At 62.1% G+C, this 23,255-nt stretch carries 18 protein-coding genes; 3 read left to right on the top strand and 15 right to left on the bottom strand.

Features of this window, described 5'->3' with window-relative positions; all coding sequences use genetic code 11:
• Positions 1 to 84 precede the first annotated feature (84 nt).
• Entirely contained in the window at positions 85 to 1,260 is a 1,176-nt protein-coding gene (locus JF616_08410; protein MBW8887765.1) for a hypothetical protein, read from the bottom strand.
• A 34-nt stretch (positions 1,261 to 1,294) separates the two neighbouring features.
• Here JF616_08410 and JF616_08405 point away from each other — a divergent pair, with 34 nt between their 5' ends.
• On the top strand, positions 1,295 to 2,221 hold the full coding sequence (locus tag JF616_08405) for a hypothetical protein (protein ID MBW8887764.1): 927 nt from the start codon (positions 1,295 to 1,297) through the stop codon (positions 2,219 to 2,221).
• On the opposite strand, the gene JF616_08400 is transcribed toward JF616_08405, so the two are convergent.
• Both JF616_08400 and murA read right to left on the bottom strand, forming a co-directional pair.
• A complete protein-coding gene (locus JF616_08400) occupies positions 2,222 to 3,127 on the bottom strand; it encodes a ParA family protein (protein MBW8887763.1) in 906 nt (301 codons plus the stop codon).
• Between the two features lie 42 nt (positions 3,128 to 3,169).
• A complete protein-coding gene (gene murA / locus JF616_08395; protein MBW8887762.1) occupies positions 3,170 to 4,483 on the bottom strand; it encodes a UDP-N-acetylglucosamine 1-carboxyvinyltransferase in 1,314 nt (437 codons plus the stop codon).
• Positions 4,484 to 4,520: 37 nt separating this feature from the next.
• Between murA and JF616_08390 the strand changes: the two genes are divergently transcribed.
• Both JF616_08390 and JF616_08385 read left to right on the top strand, forming a co-directional pair.
• Entirely contained in the window at positions 4,521 to 4,826 is a 306-nt protein-coding gene (locus tag JF616_08390) for a putative motility protein (GenBank protein MBW8887761.1), read from the top strand.
• A 367-nt stretch (positions 4,827 to 5,193) separates the two neighbouring features.
• Positions 5,194 to 6,063 (top strand): DUF2807 domain-containing protein, encoded by an 870-nt coding sequence (locus JF616_08385; GenBank protein MBW8887760.1) that lies wholly within the window; start codon positions 5,194 to 5,196, stop codon positions 6,061 to 6,063.
• 135 nt (positions 6,064 to 6,198) lie between these two features.
• Here JF616_08385 and JF616_08380 read toward each other — a convergent pair whose 3' ends face one another.
• The 12 genes from JF616_08380 to flgC form a co-directional block, all read right to left on the bottom strand.
• Entirely contained in the window at positions 6,199 to 7,902 is a 1,704-nt protein-coding gene (locus tag JF616_08380; protein ID MBW8887759.1) for a S41 family peptidase, read from the bottom strand.
• A 162-nt stretch (positions 7,903 to 8,064) separates the two neighbouring features.
• Positions 8,065 to 8,748, bottom strand: coding sequence for a dTMP kinase (gene tmk / locus JF616_08375; GenBank protein MBW8887758.1), 684 nt, complete (start codon positions 8,746 to 8,748; stop codon positions 8,065 to 8,067).
• Positions 8,727 to 11,669 carry a preprotein translocase subunit SecA gene (gene secA, locus JF616_08370; protein ID MBW8887757.1) on the bottom strand — a complete coding sequence of 981 codons (2,943 nt, stop codon included), beginning with the start codon at positions 11,667 to 11,669 and terminating at the stop codon, positions 8,727 to 8,729. Before secA ends, tmk begins: the two co-directional genes overlap by 22 nt.
• Positions 11,670 to 11,771: 102 nt before the next feature.
• The gene (locus tag JF616_08365; protein ID MBW8887756.1) at positions 11,772 to 16,484 is read right to left on the bottom strand and encodes a hypothetical protein; all 4,713 of its coding nucleotides are present in this window, start codon (positions 16,482 to 16,484) and stop codon (positions 11,772 to 11,774) included.
• An 8-nt stretch (positions 16,485 to 16,492) separates the two neighbouring features.
• Complete coding sequence (fliJ, locus tag JF616_08360; GenBank protein MBW8887755.1) at positions 16,493 to 16,978, bottom strand: flagellar export protein FliJ; 486 nt, start codon at positions 16,976 to 16,978, stop codon at positions 16,493 to 16,495.
• On the bottom strand, positions 16,975 to 18,249 hold the full coding sequence (locus tag JF616_08355) for a FliI/YscN family ATPase (GenBank protein MBW8887754.1): 1,275 nt from the start codon (positions 18,247 to 18,249) through the stop codon (positions 16,975 to 16,977). Before JF616_08355 ends, fliJ begins: the two co-directional genes overlap by 4 nt.
• Positions 18,250 to 18,302: 53 nt before the next feature.
• Entirely contained in the window at positions 18,303 to 19,166 is an 864-nt protein-coding gene (locus JF616_08350; GenBank protein MBW8887753.1) for a hypothetical protein, read from the bottom strand.
• A gap of 3 nt (positions 19,167 to 19,169) precedes the next feature.
• Positions 19,170 to 20,234, bottom strand: a complete 1,065-nt coding sequence (fliG, locus tag JF616_08345) for a flagellar motor switch protein FliG (protein ID MBW8887752.1) — start codon at positions 20,232 to 20,234, stop codon at positions 19,170 to 19,172.
• Positions 20,235 to 20,239: 5 nt separating this feature from the next.
• Entirely contained in the window at positions 20,240 to 21,823 is a 1,584-nt protein-coding gene (gene fliF, locus JF616_08340; GenBank protein ID MBW8887751.1) for a flagellar M-ring protein FliF, read from the bottom strand.
• 209 nt (positions 21,824 to 22,032) lie between these two features.
• Entirely contained in the window at positions 22,033 to 22,347 is a 315-nt protein-coding gene (gene fliE, locus JF616_08335; GenBank protein MBW8887750.1) for a flagellar hook-basal body complex protein FliE, read from the bottom strand.
• 9 nt (positions 22,348 to 22,356) lie between these two features.
• The gene (locus JF616_08330; GenBank protein ID MBW8887749.1) at positions 22,357 to 22,749 is read right to left on the bottom strand and encodes a hypothetical protein; all 393 of its coding nucleotides are present in this window, start codon (positions 22,747 to 22,749) and stop codon (positions 22,357 to 22,359) included.
• Positions 22,749 to 23,246 (bottom strand): flagellar basal body rod protein FlgC, encoded by a 498-nt coding sequence (gene flgC / locus JF616_08325; protein ID MBW8887748.1) that lies wholly within the window; start codon positions 23,244 to 23,246, stop codon positions 22,749 to 22,751. The genes JF616_08330 and flgC overlap by 1 nt, the downstream gene beginning before the upstream one ends.
• Positions 23,247 to 23,255 lie beyond the last annotated feature (9 nt).

Below are 23,255 nucleotides of genomic sequence, written 5' to 3'. Positions count from 1 at the left end.
AGCGCATCCGGCCGAGGCTCTAGGGGCCGGAGTCGGGAAAACTTCATGGAAGCCGGGTCGGTATCGCCGCCCGGCTTTTTCGTTTCAGCCCTTAGCGGCGAAGAGGACGGCCAGGCCCACCGCCAAGGCGGTCATGCCACCCAATACCCACCAGACGAATGCATGCGAGCCCTTCGGTTCGCCGGGCGCGGAGGGAGTCTCTTCGGGGTCGTCCTCATCCTCATCCTTAGGCTTCGGGGACTGGATCTGCGAACCGGCCTTGGGCAGTAGAACCAGGGAATAGGTGAGCGCATCCGCGCGCTTGACCTCGAATTCCTTGCAAAGGGTCTCGTATCCCGGGCTGCTCCCGCAAATGCGATGTTTGCCGGGATTCAGCGGGACCCGCGAAGCGATGGCGGCCATGGGCGAGTGATCGATGGTCAATTGGGTGTTGGTGGGTTCCATGCTCAGGTTCAAGAAGGCAGCCTCATGGTTCTGGAGCTCATTGGCGAGATCGCTGAATCCTTCGGCGAGGATTTTCTCGGGCCGCTTGGCGTAGATTTCGGTCAAGGTCGTCGTGGCTTCGCCGGTTTCCACGTTGATATAGGCCAGCGTGAAGGTGAAGACGGTGTCCAGGCGAGAAGCATGGATCGTCACCATATCGTCGGCGGTCAGACGGCGGGCGATGTCCAAGCGGCATTCTTTGCTGACGCATTTCTCCGGGGCCATGCGCATCTTTTCGAAGGTCTCCGCCACGCTGCTGCGATCGAGGGTGTGGAACACGTCCAATCGTTGCATCTCCGCGATGAATTGCTGCGCCATGGCGACCCCGTCCCCCTCCTTGAGGCCCTCGCCGGTGAAGTCGAAAACCGCCACGGCCGGTACCAAGGCTTTCCCTCCCTTTTGGGACTGATAAGTCTTGCGGATCTTCTTGAAGCGGGCCAGGATGGTGTTGCTGGCGTAGGTATCATGGATGGATGCGAAGGGATCCAGATCCAGCAGCCTGTAGAAGTATCGGTCCCCAAGCTCCTTGCGCTTGGGGCTCGAGCTATAAAGCACGCCCAGGTTCTTCAGGATATAAACGCTGTCCTGGTAGGCGAGGTCCGACGAACCCAGATAACTTTCCAGGATCTTCTGGGCCTTCCCCACTTCGCCTTCCAAGAGGAAACTCTCCACCGCGGCGCGGTTGACCACTTGGGCGCGGGGAGCGGCGAGGAACATGGAAAGCAGGGAGAAAAGGGCGAAGAGGCGCATGCGGCGGAAAGGGTTTATCTTACCCATCGGCATTCCTTCATCCCAGAATAGGTAACTCCACATGACCGTATTATCAATGCTGGCCGCGCTTTCGATCGGCGCGGCGGCGGGACGAACCGGTCCGAGCGCCGGCTTCCTGCGGTATTGGAAATCCGGCCTGGCCGAAATCGCGAGTTATACCGTGGACGTGGAGCGCTACGGTGAAATGCGGAAGGGCCAAGCCGTATTGGTGTACGTGTACGAAGAGATGGACGCGCGCACCCGCATCAAGGCGGAAAGCGATCGCATCCCTCGCGAGTTGCGCGTTCCCGTCCTCAAGCTCAATCACGTCCTTAAATTCAACACCGGGATATACGATTACTCCATCCTGACTTCGGTCTTCGCGGGGCTTTCGGGGCCGGGGGTCAACCGCTTCCTGCAACCGCGGAAAGTATCCTTCACGTCGCAAGAATGGTGCGGCAACGTCTTCCATCAACTCATACCCGGACCGCGCGGATTGCGCTCCGAGATCCATTCCTATTTCGAGGCCGAAGGCGACTCCATCGCGACCTTGGCCTATCCTCCCGGAGGCGATTCCGCCCTTTATTATGAGGACGAGATGCCCATCCTAGTCAGGGAGCTCGACGGCCCCGTACAGGCGAACGGAACCTCGCGGAAGATCCACCTAGTGCCGGGCCTTTGGGAACGGCGCAAACGGCATGTCCCGTTGGCCATCGCGGAAGCGGTCTTGGCCAAGTCCGGGCCGGAACCCTTTCTGGCCCAGGGCGAAACGGTCCCGGCCATGCGATGGACCTTGGAGGCGCAAGGGGTCACGACCACGTGGCACGTAGAAGAAGCATCGCCGCATACCTTGCTGGGCTGGGAAAACAGCCGGGGCGAAAAAGGCGTGCTGATCGCTTCTTTGCGCGACACCTATTGGGAGCACAACCATAACGCCAACGCAGGGCTGCGAAAGCGCTTGGGCCTGGATTTCGGCGTCGGGGATTAGCTAGGCGCGATCGGAATTGCCGGACTCGGGGAAGGTCGTTACGCCTTCGGAAGGCTCGCGCTGCGGTACCCCATCGCCCGCGGATCCGCTAACGTCACCTACATGCCCGGTAACTGGGGCCGTGCGGGCCAGCACCCGCTCCTTCACCTTCTCGGGCGAGAGGTCGAACAACTCGAAGCAGAGGGCGTATAAATCCAAGGCGCCGCTGGAGGCGGGCGCGTATTCGAAGATGGAGAGCCCGGCCCGGGCGGCTTCGGCCAGGTGGATGGTCTGGCGCACCGCCTGCTTGGCGATGCGACCGGGAAAGGCCTCGGCGATCTCCCGTAGGATGGATTGGTGCAGCTGGGTATTGGCCCGGTACATGTTGACCACGATTTTGTGCAACTGCGCCGTGGCCGTCATCTTGTCCAGCATCGGGATCAGATCCTGCAGGCCCTGCAGGGCGTAGGGCTCGGCCTGGATGGGTACGATCACCCCTTGCACGGCGAAAAGCCCCATGCGCGTGAGCCAGTTGACGCTTGGAGGGCAGTCCGCCAGGATGAAATCGTAATCGCCGGATAGTTCTTCCAGGATCATTTTCAAACGGGTGGGCTCCCGCAAGAGGCGCGGATCGAGGATGGGGAGATCGTCGAGGCTGGCGCTGCCCGCGAGCAATTCCAGGTTTTCGTAACCGGTGGTGAGGATGGATTCATCCGGCGGGCTTCGGCGCAACAACGCCTTGGAAATATCCGGCAGGCCGGGCCCGGGGGATCCGCGCAAGAGGTGCCGGGTGAGATTGGCCTGGCCGTCCATGTCCACCAGCAAGGTGCGGAAGCCGGAAAAGGCCAAGGCATGGGCGCAGTTGAGGCAGAAGGTGGTTTTACCCACGCCGCCCTTTTTGCTGAGGAACGCGAAGGACCGGGTCATAACGTCTGCAATCCCCTCATCCGGATACGCTTCGGCAACCGCTTATTCCTCGACCACGGAAATGGGTAGGCCCAACGTCCGGAATTTCTCGACCACGCGATCGTACCCGCGCTCGATGTAGTTCACCCCGGAAAGGACGGTTTTGCCTTTCGCGAGGGCCGCGGCCACCAGGTACGAGAAACCGGCGCGCAGGTCGGGGATCTCGATGGAGGCGCCTTGCAATGGCGTCGGCCCCATGATGACGGCGGAATGGCGATGCCCCAGGTTGCGGAAGCGGCAATCGCGGCCGCCCAGGCATTCGTTATAGAGTTGGATCTTGGCGCCCATGCGGTTGAGGGTTTCGGTATACCCGAATCGGTTCTCGTATACCGTCTCGTGGATCACCGACATCCCGTGGGCCTGGGTTAGCAGGATGACGAGCGGCTGTTGCCAATCGGTCATGAGGCCGGGGTGGACGCCGGTTTCCACCGCGATGGGCTTCAGCTTGCTATGCACGCCGGCGAAGCGGATGCCCCCTTCCACCGTCTCGAACTCGCCTCCGGCCTTCCGCAACCAGTTGAGGAAGGTGAGCATATGCAGCTGATCCGCGCCCTTGATGGTGACATCGCCGCCGGTGGCGATGGCGGAGACCGCGAAGGAAGCGGCTTCGATACGATCATTGATGACCCGGTGCTGGGCCGGATGCAATTCGCCCACCCCCTGGATGACCCAGGTGCGATCGGTCTCTTGGGTGATGATGGCTCCCATGGACTGGAGGAACAGGGCCAGGTCCACTATCTCCGGCTCGATGGCCGCATTCTTGATCTCGGTCGTGCCCTTGGCGGTGGCCGCCGCCATCATGATGTTTTCCGTCGCGCCAACGCTGGGGAAAGGCAAGGTGATGCGCGCTCCAGTGAGCCGTTTGGCGGCGAACCGGTACACGCCCTTTTCATATTGGATGTCCGCGCCCAGGGAACGCAAGCCCTCGAGATGGAAATCCACCGGCCGCGGACCGATATCGCATCCGCCCATCATGGGTATTTCCGCCGCGCCGAAGCGATGAAGCAGGACGCCGGCCATCAGGATGGGAATGCGGTTCAAGCCGGAGTATTCTTCCGGCACGCGATGGGTGGAAAGGTGCGTGGCATCCAAGGACATCACGCCTGCTTCCGGGTCATGGGCCACGACGCAGCCGATGGAAGCCAGGATTTGCTTGGTAATTTCCACGTCCCCGATTTCAGGCACGTTCTGGAGGACGGATTTGCCGGGGGCCAGGAGGGAAGCCACCATCTGCTTGGTCACCGCGTTCTTGGCGCCCCTGACGCGGATCTCCCCTTTCAGGTAGCGTCCGCCCTCGATGATGAACTTTTTGGCCATACCTCAAATGTAGAAACCGGTCCGAATCCGCCGGCCCTTGACGGCGCGCCGCGCCGGCGATAACCTCTTCCCCATGGACGCCCTATCAAGCCTCGGATCGACACCTCCCCCGCAACCCACCATTAGCACGGGTTCCGGCGACAACTCGGATTCCGGTGACGGCGCGCAGCCAGCCGCCAGCGCGCAGTCCGCCAACAATGCGGATTCGACCAAGAATCTGACATTGCTCAAAAAGTCCCATGACCTGGCCAAGGACACCGCTTCCCGCTTGCTCGAATCGCTCCCGCCTCCGCGGTCCCCAAGCCCGCCGGGCACGGGCGGTAAGATCGACCTCATGGCCTGATCGGGCCTGGGTTCATCCCGGAGCGGACCGGCGCTCCTCCAAATCGGATCCGATTTCATCCCTATGCCGGCCCCGGCACGGCTTCCGCGTTCCCTTCCGGAGCCCAGCGCAGTTCTATGCGCCTCGGGGAGCGGGGAGGCCGGGGAGCGGAGGGCCCTGATTCCGTTTCACGCAGGGAACACGCTAATCATCCGATTGCTGGACAGGCCTGTCCATAGCGTAGACGGCGAAGGCGGAAGCGGCAGGCTTATGGCGGGAATTCGGCGTTTCCAGGGCCCACCCTGGCGGAAAAGATCTGGCCCGGCTTTTGATTTAATCAGGTCCGGCGAACCCGGCCCGGGCGAATGGGTCGGCGAAGGAGCGAAACATGAAAACCTGGTTGATCCTCGCGACCCTCCCCCTTCTGCTTTCCGGATGCATGGTCATGGACGTGCAGGATGCCCAAGGCAACGGCATGGCGGTTACCGAAACCCGCAGCCTCCCGGCCTTCGATCGCGTACGCTTGGATGCTCCCGTCCACGTGACCGTGAAGTCGGGCGACGCCTACGCGGCTTATGTCACCACCGACGGGAACCTGACCGGGTACCTGACGACGGATTCCTGGAACGGGACCCTCACCATCGGCCTCCCCTATACCATCGCGCCCACCGTCGAACCGCAAATCACCGTGGTCGTGCCCGGGCTACGCTCCCTGGTCCACAACGGAAGCGGCACGGTGGAAATCCAGGAAGGCGGCGATTTCCCCGACCTCGATCTCACCTTGAACGGCTCTGGGGAAATCCTGTTTTCGGGCACGGCCACCAATCTCAGGGCCACCGTGAACGGCGCCGGCGTCATCGATCTGGAGGGCTTCGCGGCTTCGTTAACGGCCACCCTGGCGGGAGAAGGCGCCATCCATGCCGAGAACCTGTTGGCCGAAGACGCCAACGTGGACCTGAGCGGATCGGGCTACGTGTTCCTGGACATGGATTACCAGTCGACCTTGGACTTGGCCTTGACCGGTTCGGGCCGGGTGGAATGGTGGGGATCGCCGGCGCATCTCGACTACCACATCAGCGGCGAGGGCAAGGTGGTGGAACATCGCGGCCTGCCCAAGCGCTCGGCGGCGGGGAAAGTTGCCGCGCAGGGTTCGGGAATCGATGGAGCGCAAGCGGCGGCGAAGGTGGGCGCCGGCTACGAAGAGGTTTCGCGCCGACCGGTCGTGGTCATCCCCTTCAAGCAGGCTAGCGCGAAATAGACGATTGCGTTGATGGTATTAGCCGATGGTAGAAACGGAAAGGCCCCGCCAAAAGCGGGGCCTTCTTCATTTTCCCGGCGGCCCGGAACCTTAACCCTTGTCCTTACCTTTTTTGAACGCGGGCCTTCAAGAAGGTTAGCCTTTGTCCTTACCCTTCTTGAAGGCCTTGGCGAACATTTTCTGGTCGGCGAGATAGCGGCTGGCCTCGATGACCTGATTGTCGTTCTTCAATTCGAAGGCGGTGCGGGCGTCTTCGCCGAGGGCGGCTCCCAGGAGCTCGCACTTGAGCTGGTAGGCGATGAAGTCCAGGTTGCGTTCGAATTCCTTATCGGCTTCGGCCCTAAGGATCCCGTCCAAGGTGTTGGTCGCCTGATCCACCTGGGTCTTGTCGGGGTCGGCCGCGACCGAGCTATCGCGATCGGCCCTTTCCTTCTTCACCACGTCGCGGAAATTGTCCAGGGCGATCATGGAGGCGCTCTTGAAGCGCGTGAAGGTGGTATCGGTATAGACGAATTTCCGGAAGTCGTCCAGGACGTCCTTGGAGACGGTGAAGTCCGGGGTGATTTTCTGGCGCTTGGCGATGTCGTTACGCTTCTTGATCACGTAATTGAAGAACATCGTCTTGCGGAGCAGCTCCTGATCGTAACGGGTGTATTTGCGTCCCGCCAGGATCACGTCCGGGGTGATACCGCCGCCGGCCAGTACCTTGCGGCCCGCCTTGGTATAGAACCAGGTGGTGTCCTTCCGGGCGGAATCTGTTTGCGCCTTCTTGAAGCGCACCGCGTTCTCGGGCTTATTGATGCAGCGGCCCGCGGGGGTGTAGTAATAGGCCGTGGTCAGCTTGAGGGTATTCTGCTGCCCGTCGAGAGGCAAAATCGTTTGCACCGAACCTTTGCCGAAGGAGGGTTCGCCCAGCACGATGGCGCGGTCCCAATCCTGCATCGCGCCCGCCACGATTTCCGAGGCCGAAGCCGAGTTTTCGTTCACCAGCACCACCAACTTCTTGGTCCAGATGGGATTGCGCCGGCTGTGGTACTCCTGGTTCTGGGATTTCACGCGGCCCTTGGTGTACACCACCATCTGGTTCTTATCCAGGAACAGCTCGGAGACCGAAATGGCCTGGTTCAAAAGGCCGCCCGGGTTCACGCGCAAGTCGAGGATGAGGGATTTCATGTCTTTCTTCTTGAGATCGTTGATGCGCTCTTCGAGATCCTCGCCGGTGCGCTTGGCGAACTGGGTAATCTTCACGTATCCGGTGGAATCGTTGATCATGGCCGCGTAAGGCACGCTCTCGATCTTGATCACCTCGCGCACGATATTGAATTCCATGGGTTCGGGCATGCCCTCGCGCAGGATCTGGATCTTCACCGGGGAACCGGGCTTTCCGCGTAGCTTCTCCACGGCGTCGTCGATGGAAATGCCTTGGGTGCTGAGGGTATCGATGCGGATGATCTTGTCGCCCGCCTGCAACCCCATGCGGTGCGCGGGCGTCCCGGCCAGGGGCGAGACCACGGTGAGGATCCCGTCGCGGATCCCGATCTGGATCCCCAGGCCCCCGAATTCGCCTTCGGTGTTGACCTTCAGGTCCTCGTAATCCTTGGGGGTGAAATAGGCCGTATGGGGATCGAGGATGGAACGGATGCCGCCGATGGCCGCGTCGACGAGTTCCTCGGAGGAAACGTCCTCCACGTAGTTCTCGTTGATCTTGGTGACGACCTTGTCCAGGCGGATGAGATCGGAGTAGAACTTTTCCCCTCCGGCTTGCACGCGATTGCTGATGAGGGCGAATCCGGAGATGAGGATGGCGACGGTGGCGTAGTAGAACTTGCTCTTTTTCATCTTGTTCCCTGGCGGCGGAAGGACGCCCCCTCCGACGATTTTAGCATGCCCCGGGGAAATATGCGACCCGCGGGATCGACGCTTCCGGACGCGGCCGGGCGATCGGAAGCGAAGTTCCCAGGAATGTACAAATTTCGCTAACCAGGGAATCGTGGCGGGGTCTTAAGCAAGCATGCGATCAAGCTTGCCGGCGATCGCCTCGTGCAAGGTTGCGGGCGGGAGCGACGCGTCCAGGACGGTGAAGCGATCCGGATAGGACTTCGCGATGGAACGGTATCCCTCGCGCACCCGGGCGAAGAATTCCTCGCCCGCGCTTTCCATCCGATCCGCCGCCCTGCCCCCGGAGCGCAAGCGTCCGGCGAGTTCGGATGCCGGCAGATCCAGGAGAAAGCTATGCAGGGGCCAAACCGGGCCGCAGGCGATGCGGAACAATTCGAAGATGGACTCTTGGTCGAGGCCGCGGCCATAGCCTTGGTAAGCCAGGGTCGACCAGCCGAAGCGATCGGCAAGGACGATTTTCCCGGCGGAAAGGGCCGGGGCGATGACTTCTTCGGCCAACTGGGCCCGGGCCGCCGAGAAGAGCAAAAGCTCCGCCGAGGGAGCGACGCGATTGCCGGGAGAGAGGAGGATTTGTCGGATGGCGTCGGATACCGGCGTGCCTCCGGGCTCGCGCACGGTGACGGTTTCGCGCCCTTTCGCGCGCAGGCGGTCGGCGAGCAGGGCCAATTGCGTGGACTTGCCGCTGCCATCGATCCCTTCCAGGGAAAAGAAACGCGGAGAGCCGCCGGGAAGGGAGCCTTGGGAAAAGGCGCCCGGAACGGACGTCAGAGATTCTCTCCGTGGCATTTCTTGAACTTCTTGCCGCTGCCGCACGGGCAAGGATCGTTACGGCCGATGTTCTTCACGTCGATGGCGGGGCCGGCGGGCATGGTTCGCATCTGCGGGCCCGGACGGGGACCCGGGCCTGCGGCCGGCCGCGGGCCGGGCTGCGGCTGGGCGGGCCGGGGAGACTGCGCGGGGACCACGCGGATGGCGGGCCCGTCCCGTTCGGGGCCTTCCACCGTGGGATTCGGGGGCGCGAAACCCTGGGGCAAGGCGACGTCGGGCGAGCTGAATTGCATTTGGCGCATGCGGGCCTGTTCCAGTTCCCGGGCGTGTACCATCGCCTCCTGTTGCCGTTTCAGGAAATCGGGATCGATGTGCAGGATGCGCTGGGTGACGTCCATGGCGATGCGCTCCAAGGTGGTGGCGAACATCGCGAAGCCTTCCTTCTTGTATTCCTGGAGAGGATCCTTCTGGGCGTAACCGCGGAAACGGGTGGCGTCGCGCAGATGGTCCATGGCGTAGAGATGCTCGCGCCACAGATGGTCGATCACCCCCAATAAGACCTGGCGTTCGATTTCGCGGAGCTGTTCCGATCCCAGCCCGGCCTCGATGGCGGCGTACTTCTCCTTGCACTTGGCGATCACCTGCTCCACCGTCTGCTCGGCGGTCTGGTAATGCAGCACGTCATCGACGATGGCGTAATCGATGTCGAAGGCGCGCTTCAGTTCGGCGTAGAGGTTGTCCAATTCCCAATTCTCGGGATAGTTCCCCGCCAAGGCATACTGGGACACGACCTGGTCGGCGGCGTCTTCCACGCGGGATTCGATTTCGTCCTTGATCTCCTCGCCTTGCAGGATGCGGCGGCGCAGGCCGTAGATGACGGTGCGCTGCTTGTTCATGACGTCGTCGTATTCCAGCAAATGCTTGCGGATCTCGAAGTTCTGGCCTTCCACGCGCTTCTGCGCCGTGGCGATGGCGCGGTTGACGAGGGAATGCGAAATCACCTCGCCTTCCTCCACGCCGAGCCGGTCCATGATGCGCGAAATGCGATCCGATCCGAAGATGCGCATCAGATCGTCTTCCAGGGACAGGTAGAAGCGGGATTCGCCCGGATCCCCCTGGCGGCCCGAACGGCCGCGCAACTGGTTATCGATGCGGCGGCTCTCATGGCGCTCGGTGCCGAGCACGTAGAGTCCGCCCCGTTCGGTCACGCCGGGCCCGAGCTGGATGTCGGTGCCGCGGCCGGCCATGTTGGTGGCGATGGTGACCTTGCCCACCTGGCCGGCGCCTTCGATGATGCCGGCCTCCTTCTGATGGTGCTTGGCGTTCAAGACCTCGTGGGGAATGCCTTCGCGCAGGAGGAATCCGCTCAACTCTTCGGACTTCTCGATGGACACGGTGCCGACCAGCACGGGCTGGCCCTTGGCATGGCGCTCCTTGAGATCGGCCACGATGGCCTGGACCTTCTCGCGCCGTGTCTTGTAGATCAAGTCGTCCTGATCCTGACGGACCATGGGCCGGTTGGTGGGGATGACCACCACCTTCAGCTTATAGATCTGGTGGAACTCGGTGGCCTCGGTGTCGGCCGTGCCGGTCATGCCGCCCAGCTTCTTGTACAGGCGGAAAAGGTTCTGGAAGGTGATGGTGGCCAAGGTCTGGTTTTCCCGCATGATGGGGACGTTTTCCTTGGCTTCGATGGCCTGGTGGAGGCCCTCGGAGTAGCGGCGCCCTTCCATGAGGCGGCCCGTGAACTCGTCCACGATGACGACCTGGCGGTTGCGCACCATGTAATCGACGTCGCGCTTGAAGATGATGTGGGCGCGCAGGGCCTGCTGGATATGGTGGACCCACTCGACGTTGGTATCGCCGTAGAGGTTCTCCAGCTTCAACTTATCCTCGCAGACGTTCACGCCCTCTTCGGTGAGCGAAACGTGCTTCTCCTTCTCGTCCAAGGTGAAATGCGTATCCTTCACCAGGTAGCGCACCACCTCGTTGGCCTGCTTGTACTTCTCGGTGGACTGCTCGGCCGGGCCCGAGATGATGAGGGGCGTACGCGCTTCGTCCACGAGGATGGAGTCCACTTCGTCGACGATGGCGAAGTTCAGCTCGCGCTGGACGCACTCTTCGATGTTATGCGCCATGTTGTCGCGCAGGTAATCGAAGCCGAATTCGTTGTTGGTGCCGTAAGAGATGTCGCACGCGTAGTTCGCGCGCTTCTCCTCTTCGTCCTGGCCGTGCACGATGATGCCCACGGAGAGGCCGAGGAACTGGTAGACCTTGCCCATGGTGAGGGCGTCGCGTTTGGCGAGGTAATCGTTCACCGTCACCACGTGCACGCCCTTGCCCTCCAAGCCGTTGAGGTAGCAAGGCAGGGTCGCGACCACGGTCTTGCCTTCGCCGGTTTTCATTTCGGCGATCTTGCCTTCGTGCAGGACCATGCCGCCTATCAGCTGCACGTCGAAGGGACGGTAGCGGAACGGGTAGCGGCTTTCGGAATGGAGCGTGCGGATCTCCCCGTAGAAGGAAGCCGGGAACATTAAGGTGTGGTGCGGGACGGCGGGAGGCAGGGGCGGCTCGCCTTCGGCAGGTTCGGGGACGCCGATCTGGAGCTTGCGGCGGGCGTCTTCGGCTAGGGCCCGCGAGGCGGGCGAAAGCTTGGCGAAGTCGAACGCGTAATCCGGATTGAGGATGTTCAACATGCCCAGGCGGCGATCGGCGGCTTCGCGGCAGACGGCGAAGGCCTCGGGAAGGATATCGTCCAGGGTTTTCCCCTCGGCGAGGCGCTGGCGCAGCTCGACGGTCTTGGCGGCCAGGGCCTCGTCGTCCAAGGCCTCCACGGCGGGACTCAAGGCGTTGATGGCCTCCACTTTGGGCCCGAGACGCTTTACTTCGCGCTCGTGGCTGGTCCCGAATACTTTGGCGAGTACGGCATTGAGAATCATGCGGGAGTAAGGTAGAAAAATGGGGGTAGTCGGGGCCGGTCGCGGGGTTTCCGGGGAGGATCGGCGCTTCCTTTTTAGCCCGATTCCCCGGTTTCCATTCGGCTATCGCACCACGGCCACCTTGCCCTTATGCAGCAGGGTTCTGCCTCCCGTGCTCAGGCTGTAGATGTAAACGCCGGTCCCCACCGTCGAGCCCCCGTCGTTCTTGAGGTCCCAGTCCAGGCTGGTGGATTGCCTGCGCGTCGGACCGAGCGGATCGCCGTTACGCAAGCCCGAATCGTATACGAGGTCGCCATTGAGGGTATGCACCCGCAAGGTCAGTTCGTCTCCCGCGGTAAATCCATGCAACGAATTCAGGTTCTTGAAGGTAATGGTCCCCTTCTCGCGATGGCGGGGGTCGCCGAAGCGGAATGGGTTGGGGAATACGTAGAATTCGGCCTGGCTGGTCCCGAAGGAGAAAGAGAACTGGTCCACGGTATCGCGGCGATCATAAAGCCATTGGGGGATGCCGTCGCCGTTGCCGTCGAGAGGCAGGCCGGAGCTGTCGAGGATGCCGCCGGACAATTCCACGGTGACGGTGTCCTCCGCCGGCAGGCGCGGCCGGACGTGCAGGAGCAATGCCGAATCCCCTTCTTCCAGGGATATCGATTGGAAATCATAGGGGCGTCCGGGACGGTAAACCGAGGTGACCCGGATGGCGCGGCTATCGGCGGCCTTCAAGGAACCCAGCGCGAGCAAGGTCAAGGTGTCCCTCCCGGCGGGAGGAGGCAGCGCCAGCTTCCGATTGAAGCGGATACGGATGGGATCCTCGGGACCCCATCCTTTTCCCCCGGCATCGGGAACGGTACCGGTTACCCTGAAGACGCTGGTATCCACCCTGGCCTGGAACACGGTGTCCAGGCTGCCGGGAGCGGCGGCTTTCTTGTCCAGGCGCAAATCCAAACCGTTGCCCGCGCGATCGACGATCCCGTTGCTGAGGCGAATGCGCAGGATGTCGCGGTAGACGAAGAAGCCCGGGAGGGGCGTCACCTTCAGGGAATCGGAGGGGCGATCGTAAGCCGGCGTGAAAATCAATTGGTCGGCGAGGGAGTCCGCGACCGCTCCCTTGGCCAGGCCGAAATTGCCCGCCGCGGCTTTGGCGAGGGCGAGGCTGGTCCCCGCGCCTGAACCGCCCGCGGCCCGTTTGGGGGCGCGCTTCCGTACATACTCGAAGTTCCCGTGGATGTCATGGAATCCGCGCGGATACTTGAGGGAGTCGAGCAAGGAATACACGCGGATGACCTTGGAGGGATCGGCGATGCGGACCGTTTCCGAGAAGGCGAGGGATAGCGTGGAGCGCGCCGGCAGGAACCGGGGAAGGCCCGCGGCGTTGTAGCCGCCCGGAGGGCCGGCTCCCGGGAGCCCCGGCACGCCCAAGGTGACCAAGGGAAGATCGTTGTAGACCATGCGGAACGGGATCTTGAGCACGGGGTTGGCGAAGTCGTTGGTTTGCACCAGAAGGGTATCGATCAGCACGCTGTCGCCGCGCAGGGAATCGCTCAGGAAGCGGAAGTCGAAGCCGAGGGTGGCCCCGGGGGGCAAGGAAATCGTTTTCCCGCCGGCTAAGGCGTTGGCCGTGGTGGGACCGGCGAACTTGGCGCTATCGGGCCGGGGCGGCGAGCCGGTGAGCCATTCCAGATTGACGTTCAGCCACTTGCGATCGTTCCGTTGCGTGGCCACCGAAACGATCCGCAGGGGCGAACTTCCTTGGCTCCGGATCTCCGCATGCAGCACGGTATCATGCTGTTCCGCGCCGATGATGAAGTCGATTCCGGAGGTGAGGGATTTCACGGAAGCGGCGAAGTCGGTGGTCCCCGCCGTGTCGAGCACCGGATACTCCAGCCAAAGCCGGCGTTCCCGGAAAGCGCCCGACTTGTCGGTCACCCTTACGGTCAGGTATTGTTCGGGAGTCGAAAAAACCCGCGTCAGGGTTTCCCCATCCGCCGAATCGACGATCTGGTAGCAGGCCATGTTCCCCGTGGGGCAAGCGCTGGTCCCTTTCCGCCATACCTTCCAGCGAACGCCCACGCTGTCGCCATAGGCCATATCCGAATCCGAGACGACCGCCTGCACCCTGGTCGGAAGCCCCGCCGGGATGATCAATCCGGTATCGGAGGCGAAGTCGCTGACCCGATCGAAGGGCCCGGATTTCCAGACCGAGTCCTTGCCTTGGTAGGCCGCGTGCCATACCGTATCGATTTCCGGATTCCGGTTGATGCGCACCGGGAAACGTTGCGAAAGCGTGACGTTGGGATCGGAAACGGATAGGACCAAGGTGTCGATCCAGGGATTCAGATGATCGGGCGTGAACTTGAAGGTCAGGGAATCCGTGACCGGCAGCGGTCGCGTGCCCATGCGAGTCGAATTGCGGAACCATTGAGCGGTGATGTTATCGTCGTTGCCATCCGTGTACTTCGCCTTCACCGCGAGCGAATCCCCGGTCTGCAAAACGATCAAATCGCCCGATGCGGGATGCAGGGTATCCGTCCCGCCCCCCGAGGGCCGGAAAACCGACGCCGAATCGCGCCCTCTCCCGCGGTAGATCGTGACCGTCTGCGTTGGCGGGATATTGTTGTAGCCGAAAAGCGCATTGGCGGGCGCGCTGGCCCATGCTTGCGGATCGACGGCAGTGAGTTTCAGCGGCAGCGGGTCGAGAAGGGTATCGGGAGGCATTACGCTGATCACGGCGCGAAACCTTCCCGGAGCCGTGCGCGAGCCGTTAACGTCCGGATAAACGCGGCCGCCCAGCTGAACGCGGAAGGCCATGCCGTCATCGTCGGCATCGAAGCCGGATACGATGAGCTTCAGGGAATCCTTGCGCGGAAGCAGGCTATAGGACGAAAACGGATCGTATGCCGCGAAAGCGGCGGCTCCGATCTTGAGCGAATCGACCTGCGGTTTCCAGGGCTTGATATCGTAATCGATCCGCACCGATTTGACCTTGGCGGTCTTGAGATTGGACGTGGCCGTATCTCCGGTGATATTGGTCGACAATTCCACTTTGTACCGGAAATACCGCCGCGTGCCCGCGCTGGGGCCCGCGAGGGTTTGGAAGCCGGCATCCGGCGCCCCGAAAGCGGAGTCCGCGGAGAGGGCTACCTTGACCCGGCTGTAACCGGAGTCGAGCGCGCTCACGAGCGGAACCTGGAAAGCGACCGAGTCGGATGCGGGATCGAAAACGAAGGAGGGGATAGCCGGGTTTTTCACTTCCAGGATTTTGCTGATGAATGCGCCTGAATCGTTGTAGATAGGCGTATTCCTCACCAGGGCGACCTTGGCCGCGGTCCCGCTATCGTAGGCCACCACCATGTCGCCTTTTTCATCCAAGGCGAGATTCGCGCATTTGAAATAGTGGTATTGATACCAAAGACCGTTGGTGGGGGGTCCGAAGGAGATGAAATCGTTCGTGAAATCCATGTCCACCCGCCCCTGGGTGGTATATACCGGGCCGTTCTTGTTGAAGATGCTACCCATCAGGCGCTGCGTGAAGTTGGTGGGCCCGCGCTTGAACCAGGCGACCGCTACGCGATCGCGCGATGAGCGCACGTCCGGATACATGTAGCGGAAGGGCGCGACGTCTCCCGGAGGCGTAAGATCGGTCCGAGCGGAAAGATCATGTACGCCGGGCCCGAGGGAATCGAGGGTCAGGGATCGGGCGTAGATGCGGGATTGGCCTGCGCCCGCGGGAAGGCTGCCGGGGCTGCCGAACAGGATCAGGAAACGTTTATTGGCCTGGCTGGTGATGGCGAAGGGACGATAGTAATGCGTAAAGGCGGTAGTCGTCGTGGAGACCGTATCATCGGCGAAAATATCCGTCTCGATCTTGGTAGGCGGATAAATCTCGGTATGCGAAGGATCGAATCCGACCATCCACATATCGCTTTTGGAACCTTGGTTCACCGCCTGTTGCTCGCGCCACAGCACCATGGTGTTTCCGGAGGAGTCCAATGCCACCGCGAAATCCTGGGGCCACTGGGCGGTATTATAAAGCGCCGAAGCGACCGAGGTGCCGGCCCCGATGGATTCCCAACGGATTTCGAATTGGCCCGGGAAGAGCTTGGTTTCGTAAGCCAAGGCGTAATCCTCGCCGCCCGATCCGGGTCGCTGGCCCATTCCCACCTTGCCGTAACCCGCGGCCGCGACGGGCGCCGTCGGAGTGACGTCCTGACCCCACGACGCCGTTGGGGCGCCGGACGCGGCATTGAGATGGGTCGTACGCCGGATGGGCCCCGGAGCGGTATTCGATCCCCAATAGGCCGCGTACTTGGGGCCGTCGGCCGCGAAGTTGAGGAAAACGGGCGGGGGCTTGCCCGGCACCTCTTGACCGGCGATGATGGTACCGGCCACGTCTATGGCCGCCGTATCGGGGCTTAGGGCGATGTTTTTCACCATGATGTCCGCGGGGCCGGGACTGTTGGCGTTGGCCGCGGTATGGGGCGAATTCCATTGCAGGTAGGCCACCTTGAATCCGTAGTCGCCCGTTACGGCGGCTGCCGCGCCGCCCCCGGGCGAATTCAGGATGTGGCCCTGCGCATCCTCGTTCAGCCTTGCTACCAGCATCGTCTTAAATGCGTTGCGCTTGGCCTTCAGCAGTAGGGAATCCTTCCATCCCGCATCGAGGAAAAACGTATCGGAAGCCGCGCCGTTCCAGTCCAACCGGAAATCGGTGACGGTATGATTCAAGGCGGAAACGGAAACCGCGGCGGCGAGGACGAAGGCCGCCGCGGAACGGGGACCGGAACGGGGCGGCGCCGGATGGGACAGGGATGGAGCCATGCGGCGATTCATTCCGGGGCGGCGGAACCGGAAGCGGGGACGGGATGCGTTTCCGAGGCCCGGCGCAGCAAAGCCGCCGACGCCTCGTCCATATTGGCGTATTCCAGCTTGTTCCTCTGTTTGCGCCACTCCGAGTGGCGGCGCTCCTTGAGCTTTTCCAGGACTTTTCTCTCTTGCATCGCCTTCATCAACAGATCGGATTTCTCCCGGAGGCGGCGGGACTGCTCCGCGATTTCGCCTTCCTGCCCGGAAATGAGCCCTCCCATGTGGCGCGCGTATCCGAGCAGTTGCAAACGCCCCGGCGCGTCCACGGTATCACCCACGTTACCCGGCGCATTCCTCCAGGCTCCGTCCAGATCCCCTTGCAACTCCAGTAGCTTGGCCTTGAGGGTTTCCAAAGCCGCCACTTCGGCGGCCAGGGCTTTCTTCGCTTCCTCTTCGCGCCAGCGCTTCAGGCGCAGGAGCTGCTCCAGATCGAACCGGAAATTCTTCATTTCAGGGCGCCGGCCAGGGCGTAGACCCGATCGAGGATGGATTTCATGTCGCTCTTGTCTTCCACGGCCTGGATCAGGAACTTGTCGACTTCGGCATGGAGGGCGATGGCCTGATCGAGTTGGGCATTGGTGCCGCGCACGTACGCCCCCAGGTTGACCATGTCCTCGGCATCGGCGTAGACCGCCATGGCATTGAGGAGCTTGCCCGCCGCGGCCCGATGTTCCTTGGAGGTTACGTCGGTCATGCAGCGGCTCACGCTTTTGAGGACGTCGATGGCGGGATAGTGGTTGCGATGCGCCAAGGAGCGGGAAAGCACGATGTGGCCGTCGAGGATGGAGCGCACCGCATCGGCCACGGGTTCGTCCATATCGTCGCCCTCCACCAGCACGGTATACAATGCGGTGATGGAACCGTTGCCGGCCATGCCCGCGCGCTCCATCAGGCGGGGCAGGAAGGCGAAGACCGAAGGCGTATACCCGCGCGTGGAAGGGGGCTCGCCGACGGCAAGGCCGATCTCGCGTTGGGCCATGGCCAGCCGGGTGGAAGAGTCCATCATCAACATTACGTCGTTACCTAGATCACGGAAGTATTCGGCTATGGCGGTAGCCACCATGGCGGCCTTGATGCGGATCAACGCGGGCTGATCGGAAGTGGCGACCACGACCACCGAACGGGCCAACCCTTCCGGCCCCAGATCCTTTTCCAGGAATTCCTTCACCTCGCGGCCCCGCTCGCCGATGAGGGCGATGACGTTCACCTGCGATTTGCAATTGCGGGCGATCATGCCCAGGAGCACGGACTTCCCCACCCCGGAACCGGCGAACAATCCCACGCGTTGGCCCTTGCCGATGGTCTTGAATCCGTCCAAGGCGCGGATGCCGGTCGGCATGGCCTCGGAGATGCGGCGCCGCTCCAAGGGGTTGGGCGGATCGGCGTTGACCCGGCCTTCTTCCGATAGCAACATCTGGCCGTGCCCGTCGATGGGCTCGCCCAAACCGTTGAGCACGCGTCCCAGTAAAGGCGTTCCCACCTTGACCGTGAAGACCTTACCGGTAGCCATCACCTCCATGCCGGGCCGCAATCCGTCGAGATGGCCCAGGGTCATGAGGAGCGTGGACTGCCTGCGGAAACCCACCACTTCGGCTTGGCCTATCTGGCGCTGCCCGTCGAAGACGGCGCAGATCTCCCCGAGGCTGGCGGAAAGGCCGGTGCTTTCCATAACCAGGCCGATGACCTGCACGATCTTGGCCCGCACGGGAGCGAGGCACATGGAAGCCAGGGCGCGGGAGTACTGGGAAAAAACCTGCTCTTGCGCCAAGGAGTTCAGCCTCCCGCGTCGGGCATGGCGTCGATCTCTTCCGGACCCGCGTTTTCCGCGCCCGCGGCATCGGGGGATGGCGCGCTTTCGAACTTCAGGGCCTGGGCCTTGGCGGCGAACACGCGCTTGAGCTCTTCGTCGATACGATCGGCGATCTCGTCCGCGCGCATGCCCACGGAAGTGGAATCGGATTCCACCAGGCAGCTTCCCGGGGCGATACGCTCATCCGCGACGACGCGTACGTCCTTCTGGCCGGCTTCGACCGGCAGCCAGAAGTCCCGGTTGTCGGAGGCGGTCTTGAAATCGGAGGGGTTTACCTTGAGGGTTATGGCATTGGCGTGGCCCAGGGCGGCCATCGCCTGCCTGACGAGCGGAAGTACCGCCTCGGCCTCGTTCTTCGCGAAGCCTTCGAACACGCGATGGATGGTCGCGGAAATCATTTCCAGGGCCTGTCCCTCGAATTCCAGGAACAGGGAAGCCTTCTCCTGGGAGAGTACGTCCAAGGCCACCGAGGCGTTGCGGCGCAGTTCATCGAGGGATTTCTGGTAGTGGTCCAGCGCCTTTTTCTCGCCCTCCCGTAGGCCTTCTTCGCGGCCGCGCGCCTGGGCGGCTTTCGACGCGGCTTCGGATTCGGCCTTGGCCTTGGCGAGCGCGGCCTTATGGGCCTCTTCGGCTTTGCGCAGATCCTTTTCCAACTGGGAAGAACGGGATTGTTCCGGCGTAGGCTTGGGAGCGGTCCGGCCGGGCATCGCCAGGGCTTCCATCTGGAAGCCGCGCATGCCGGAATCGGCAACAGCTCCCCAGTCCGACCCCTTCATCACGCGCGCGGGCCCGTCGGCCGGGCCGTCTTGCTTTGGTATTACTGCCATGCCTTACACCACGATCTCGTCGTCGCCGCCGCGGCCGGAGATGATGATCTCCCCGTCGTCTTCCAGGCGCCGCACGATGTCCACGATGCGCTGCTGCGCGGCTTCCACGTCCTTCACGCGCACGGGGCCCATGAACGACATGTCTTCCTTCATCATCTCGGAGGCGCGGCTGGACATGTTCTTGAAGAACTTGTCGCCCACGGTATCGCTGGCGCCCTTGAGCGCCAAAGCCAATTCCTTGGTGTCCACTTCCTTCAGCATGCGCTGGATGCCCTTGTCGTCTAGCAGCATGATGTCCTCGAACACGAACATCAGGTTCTTGATCTCGGTGGCCAATTCGGGGTTCTCCCGCTCCAGGTTGCCCAGGATGTTCTTCTCCGCGCCGCGGTCGACCTGGTTCAGCATCTCGGCGACGAACTTCACGCCGCCCACTTCCGAAACGTTGCCTCCGAACAGGCTCTTCATCTGCGTGGCCAGGACCTCTTCGACCTGGGAAAGCACGTCGGGCGAAACCGATTGCATGGTAGCCAGGCGCGTGGTCACGTCGACCTGCAACTCCTGCGGCAGGGCCGAAAGGATGGGCGCCGACATGGAGGCGTCCATATGGGCCAAGAGCAGCGCGATGGTTTGCGGATGCTCCTTCTGGATGAAGTTCACCAATTGGGCCGGATCCACGTCCTGTAGCAGGCTGAATCCCGTGGTGCGGATGGAGCTCTGCACCTTTTCCAGGATCTCCTTGGCGCGACGCGCGCCCATGGCCGCCTCCAGGGCCTGCCGCGCGTAATCCACGCCGCCCTGCAGGATGTACTTCTGCGCGACGGCCATCTGGTGGAATTCCTCCAGAACCTTCTCGCGCGTCTCCGGGGTGATGCCCTCCAGGCGGGCGATCTCCGCGGTCAGGATCTCCACGTCCTCTTCATCGAGGCTCTTGAAGATCTGCGCGCACGCCTCCGCGCCCAGGGTCACCATCATGACGGCCGCCTTGGTGGGCCCTCCGATGGTGGCCAGGCCCCCGTTAGCGGGCGCCTCGTCTTTCGCGTCTTTCGACTTGGTTTTCGCTTCCGCCATGCCCCTTAGCCCTTCTCCGCCGCGGCCTTTTTCTTATCCCCATTGTCCCGTATTTTCTCCTCGTGGAGCCACGTTTTGATGAGGTTGGCGATGTTGATGGGTTCGGTTCGCGTCATGAACTCCACGCGTTCCAATATGTCCTTCTGTTTTTGGACGTTTTGGGGGATCTTTTCATCCTCCGGCTCGAGGTTCAGCCCGGCGTACTTGGGCATGGGCGGGTTCATCGCTGCGGCGAGGTTCTGCACCAACCCGCGGAAGAACCATAGGGCGAACAATACGATGAGGAGCAGGACGCCGTATTTCTTGCCCATCTCCATCCATTCCTTCTTCTCGACCTTCTTCATTTCCTCCTGCTCCTCGAGCATGTACTGGTTATCGAAGCGGAGGTTGGTTACGAACACTTCGTCCTTGCTCCCGGGCTGGTAGCCGACGGCGTTCTTGACCAGGGCCGTGAACTTGTCCAACTCCTCCTGGCTGCGCGGAACGTATTCGCGGTTGCCATCCTTCGCGGGCGGCTTATAGGTCCCGTCCACCGCCACCGATACGGTGATGCGCTTGCGCGCGCCCGGGCTGCCGACGATCTGCGCGACCGTCTTGTCGAATTCGTAATTGGTGATGGAGCCTTCCTTCTGATCGGCGGCGCCGGCCTGGGGCGAGCCTTTGGAGGCGTCCTCGTCCCGCTGCTGGGAACGGATGACCTTGGTGTTGGGGTCGTACGATTCCACCGTCTTGTTGACCTGATCGAAATCCAGTTCGGCGGAAACCTTCACGCGCGTCTTGTTCGGCCCCAGCAAGCCCTGGAAAATGTCGTCCACCTTGTGCTCAAGGTCCCGTTCCACCGCGTTCTGGAGCGTCATGTTATGGTCGGTTTGCTCGGCCAGGCTATTATCGGCGAAACCTTTGGTGAGCATATTGCCGTGGATGTCGAGCACGGTCACCTGGCGGGCCTTGAGCCCCTCCACCGAACTGGCGATAAGATGGGTGATGCCGCGGACCTGGCGATCGTCGATCTCTTCGCCGGGGCGCAACTTGAGGATGACCGAAGCCGTCGCTTCCTCTTTTTTCTCGGTGAAAAGGGAGGGTTTCGGGATGGTCACGTGCACCCGGGCCTTCTCAACCTCGTGCAGGCTTTCGATGGTCCGCTGCAACTCGCCTTCCAAGGCGCGCCGGTAATTCAGGTTCTGCACGAAGTCGGTCATGCCCAACTGCATCTTGTCGAAGATCTCGTAGCCTTGGCCGCCGGTTTGCGGCAGACCTAAGCGCGCCATCTGCATGCGCGCCTCGTAGAGCATCTCCTTGGGGACCGTCACCTGCCGGCCGTTGTTCTCGAGCTTGTATTGGACCTTCATGTCCTTCAAGGCATCGGTTACCTTGGCCGCGTCCTCGGGTTCCAGGTTGATGAAGAGGGTGGAATAGCCCGAGTCGCTCCCGCCGCTTCCCGAACTCCCGTTCGCCGACCAGGCGATCACCGTGATCATTCCCGCCAGGACCACCGCCGACGTGGAAACCAGGATGACCTTCTGGGTCCCGCTCAGCTTGTCCCAGATGGCGCGGAGCTGGATGATCAGTTGCTTCAGGTATTCTGACATTTCATGTCCTCATGCGGGAGAAAAAATTCAAGTCTTCAGTTTGCTTGCCGATGAACGAAAAGGGACGGGTTGCGTAATTGAGTCGATAGCGAAGAAAAAAGGGTAAAGGGTAAAGGGTGGAGATTGATGGAGGTCTATGCGCATGCTTGGCTTTCCTGAACCCTTTACCCTTTACCCTAATCTCTAAGGCCCGACCCCTGTCTCGTGTCTTATCCCCGCATCCTCATGACTTCCTGGTAGGCGTCCATGGTCTTGTTGCGGATTTCCAGCAACAGGTTGAAGGCCACCTTGGCTTCGCCCACGGCCAGCATCACCTGATGCACGTCCTTGACCTCGCCCGTTACCATCTTCTGGATGGACTGGTCGGCCTTCTGCTGCATCTCGTTGACGTCCTTCAGGAAGCCCTTGAACATGGCGCCGAAATCGGCGCCGCCTTCCTTCGGCTTAATGACGGGCTGCTGCCCGCCGGGATTGAGCTCGACGTTGTTCGGCCCTACGTTGAAGATGGGATTCATGTCAGCCATATCCCCCCCTTATGCCCTGAAGTCCACGTACTGCCCGAGCCGGGGCGCCGCGTCCTGTTGGCGCGCCGATCCCGATCGTCCGTAAGCCGCCGAAGGCGGGGCCGCCAATCCGGCCCTTGCGGCCGCATCCGCGGCGGCGGGCCCGTTCGCGGCCTGACCTGCGGCACCTGCGATGCCCGGCGCGGCCGGGCCCGGCAGGATGCGCTCCGCCGGGGACCGGGCCGCTTCGGGCGCCGAAGCGCCCGTGCCCAATTGCTGTTGCTTGCGCTGGATCAGCCCGGCCAAACCGGATTGGCGATCCGCGCTTTCCATTTTCTTCTGCGCCGAATCGCGCAGCTGTTGGAACCGATCCAGAGGCGATCCGCCTCCGGTCCCGTTCCCGCCTACGCCAGCGATGCCCATTAGATCTCCAGGGCCTTCATGAGCATGGACTTGGTCGAATTCATGGCCGTCACGCTCGCCTCATAGGATCGCGTCGCCGTAATCATGTCCGTCATCTCTTGCACCACGTTCACGTTGGGCATGGCCACGTATCCCTGCGCGTTGGCGTCGGGGTGGCTGGGATCATACACGAGCTTGGCAGGCGTCTGATCCTGCTCGATGGACGCCACCTCCACCCCGCTCCCCACGTGATCCTTGTCGATGGGCATGCCCGGCGCGGGAATGGGGATATGGTTGTCATGGGTGGTGAAGCCTTGCATCTTGTCCGACCCGAACACGAATCGTTGATCCGTTTCCGTCTTGTTCTCGCGCAGGATGACGAATTGCCGCTTGTAAGGCCCGCCTTCCTTGGTGCGCGTGGTTTCCGCGTTGGCCAGATTGCTGGAGATGACGTTTTGCCGCACCCGCTGCGCCCGCAGCGCGCTGGCGCTGATGGAGAGGCCCGAGAATAGATCGATCATTCCCAT

Source organism: Fibrobacterota bacterium (genome assembly GCA_019509785.1).
Lineage (GTDB): Bacteria > Fibrobacterota > Fibrobacteria > UBA11236 > UBA11236 > Chersky-265.
The sequence above is the reverse complement of the archived record's forward strand: the minus strand, read 5'-3'. Positions and strand labels throughout refer to the sequence as shown.

Bases quoted from the DNA above. Each gene is read 5' to 3' on its own strand.
- fliG (MBW8887752.1), bottom strand. From the start codon at position 20,234: ATGGCGGAAGCGAAAACCAAGTCGAAAGACGCGAAAGACGAGGCGCCC.
- JF616_08410 (MBW8887765.1), bottom strand. From the start codon at position 1,260: ATGGGTAAGATAAACCCTTTCCGCCGCATGCGCCTCTTCGCCCTTTTC.
- murA (MBW8887762.1), bottom strand. From the start codon at position 4,483: ATGGCCAAAAAGTTCATCATCGAGGGCGGACGCTACCTGAAAGGGGAG.
- fliF (MBW8887751.1), bottom strand. From the start codon at position 21,823: ATGTCAGAATACCTGAAGCAACTGATCATCCAGCTCCGCGCCATCTGG.
- JF616_08405 (MBW8887764.1), top strand. From the start codon at position 1,295: ATGACCGTATTATCAATGCTGGCCGCGCTTTCGATCGGCGCGGCGGCG.
- JF616_08380 (MBW8887759.1), bottom strand. From the start codon at position 7,902: ATGAAAAAGAGCAAGTTCTACTACGCCACCGTCGCCATCCTCATCTCC.
- JF616_08330 (MBW8887749.1), bottom strand. From the start codon at position 22,749: ATGGGCATCGCTGGCGTAGGCGGGAACGGGACCGGAGGCGGATCGCCT.
- JF616_08365 (MBW8887756.1), bottom strand. From the start codon at position 16,484: ATGGCTCCATCCCTGTCCCATCCGGCGCCGCCCCGTTCCGGTCCCCGT.
- JF616_08400 (MBW8887763.1), bottom strand. From the start codon at position 3,127: ATGACCCGGTCCTTCGCGTTCCTCAGCAAAAAGGGCGGCGTGGGTAAA.
- JF616_08355 (MBW8887754.1), bottom strand. From the start codon at position 18,249: ATGTGCCTCGCTCCCGTGCGGGCCAAGATCGTGCAGGTCATCGGCCTG.
- fliE (MBW8887750.1), bottom strand. From the start codon at position 22,347: ATGGCTGACATGAATCCCATCTTCAACGTAGGGCCGAACAACGTCGAG.
- JF616_08350 (MBW8887753.1), bottom strand. From the start codon at position 19,166: ATGGCAGTAATACCAAAGCAAGACGGCCCGGCCGACGGGCCCGCGCGC.
- tmk (MBW8887758.1), bottom strand. From the start codon at position 8,748: ATGCCACGGAGAGAATCTCTGACGTCCGTTCCGGGCGCCTTTTCCCAA.
- fliJ (MBW8887755.1), bottom strand. From the start codon at position 16,978: ATGAAGAATTTCCGGTTCGATCTGGAGCAGCTCCTGCGCCTGAAGCGC.
- secA (MBW8887757.1), bottom strand. From the start codon at position 11,669: ATGATTCTCAATGCCGTACTCGCCAAAGTATTCGGGACCAGCCACGAG.
- JF616_08385 (MBW8887760.1), top strand. From the start codon at position 5,194: ATGAAAACCTGGTTGATCCTCGCGACCCTCCCCCTTCTGCTTTCCGGA.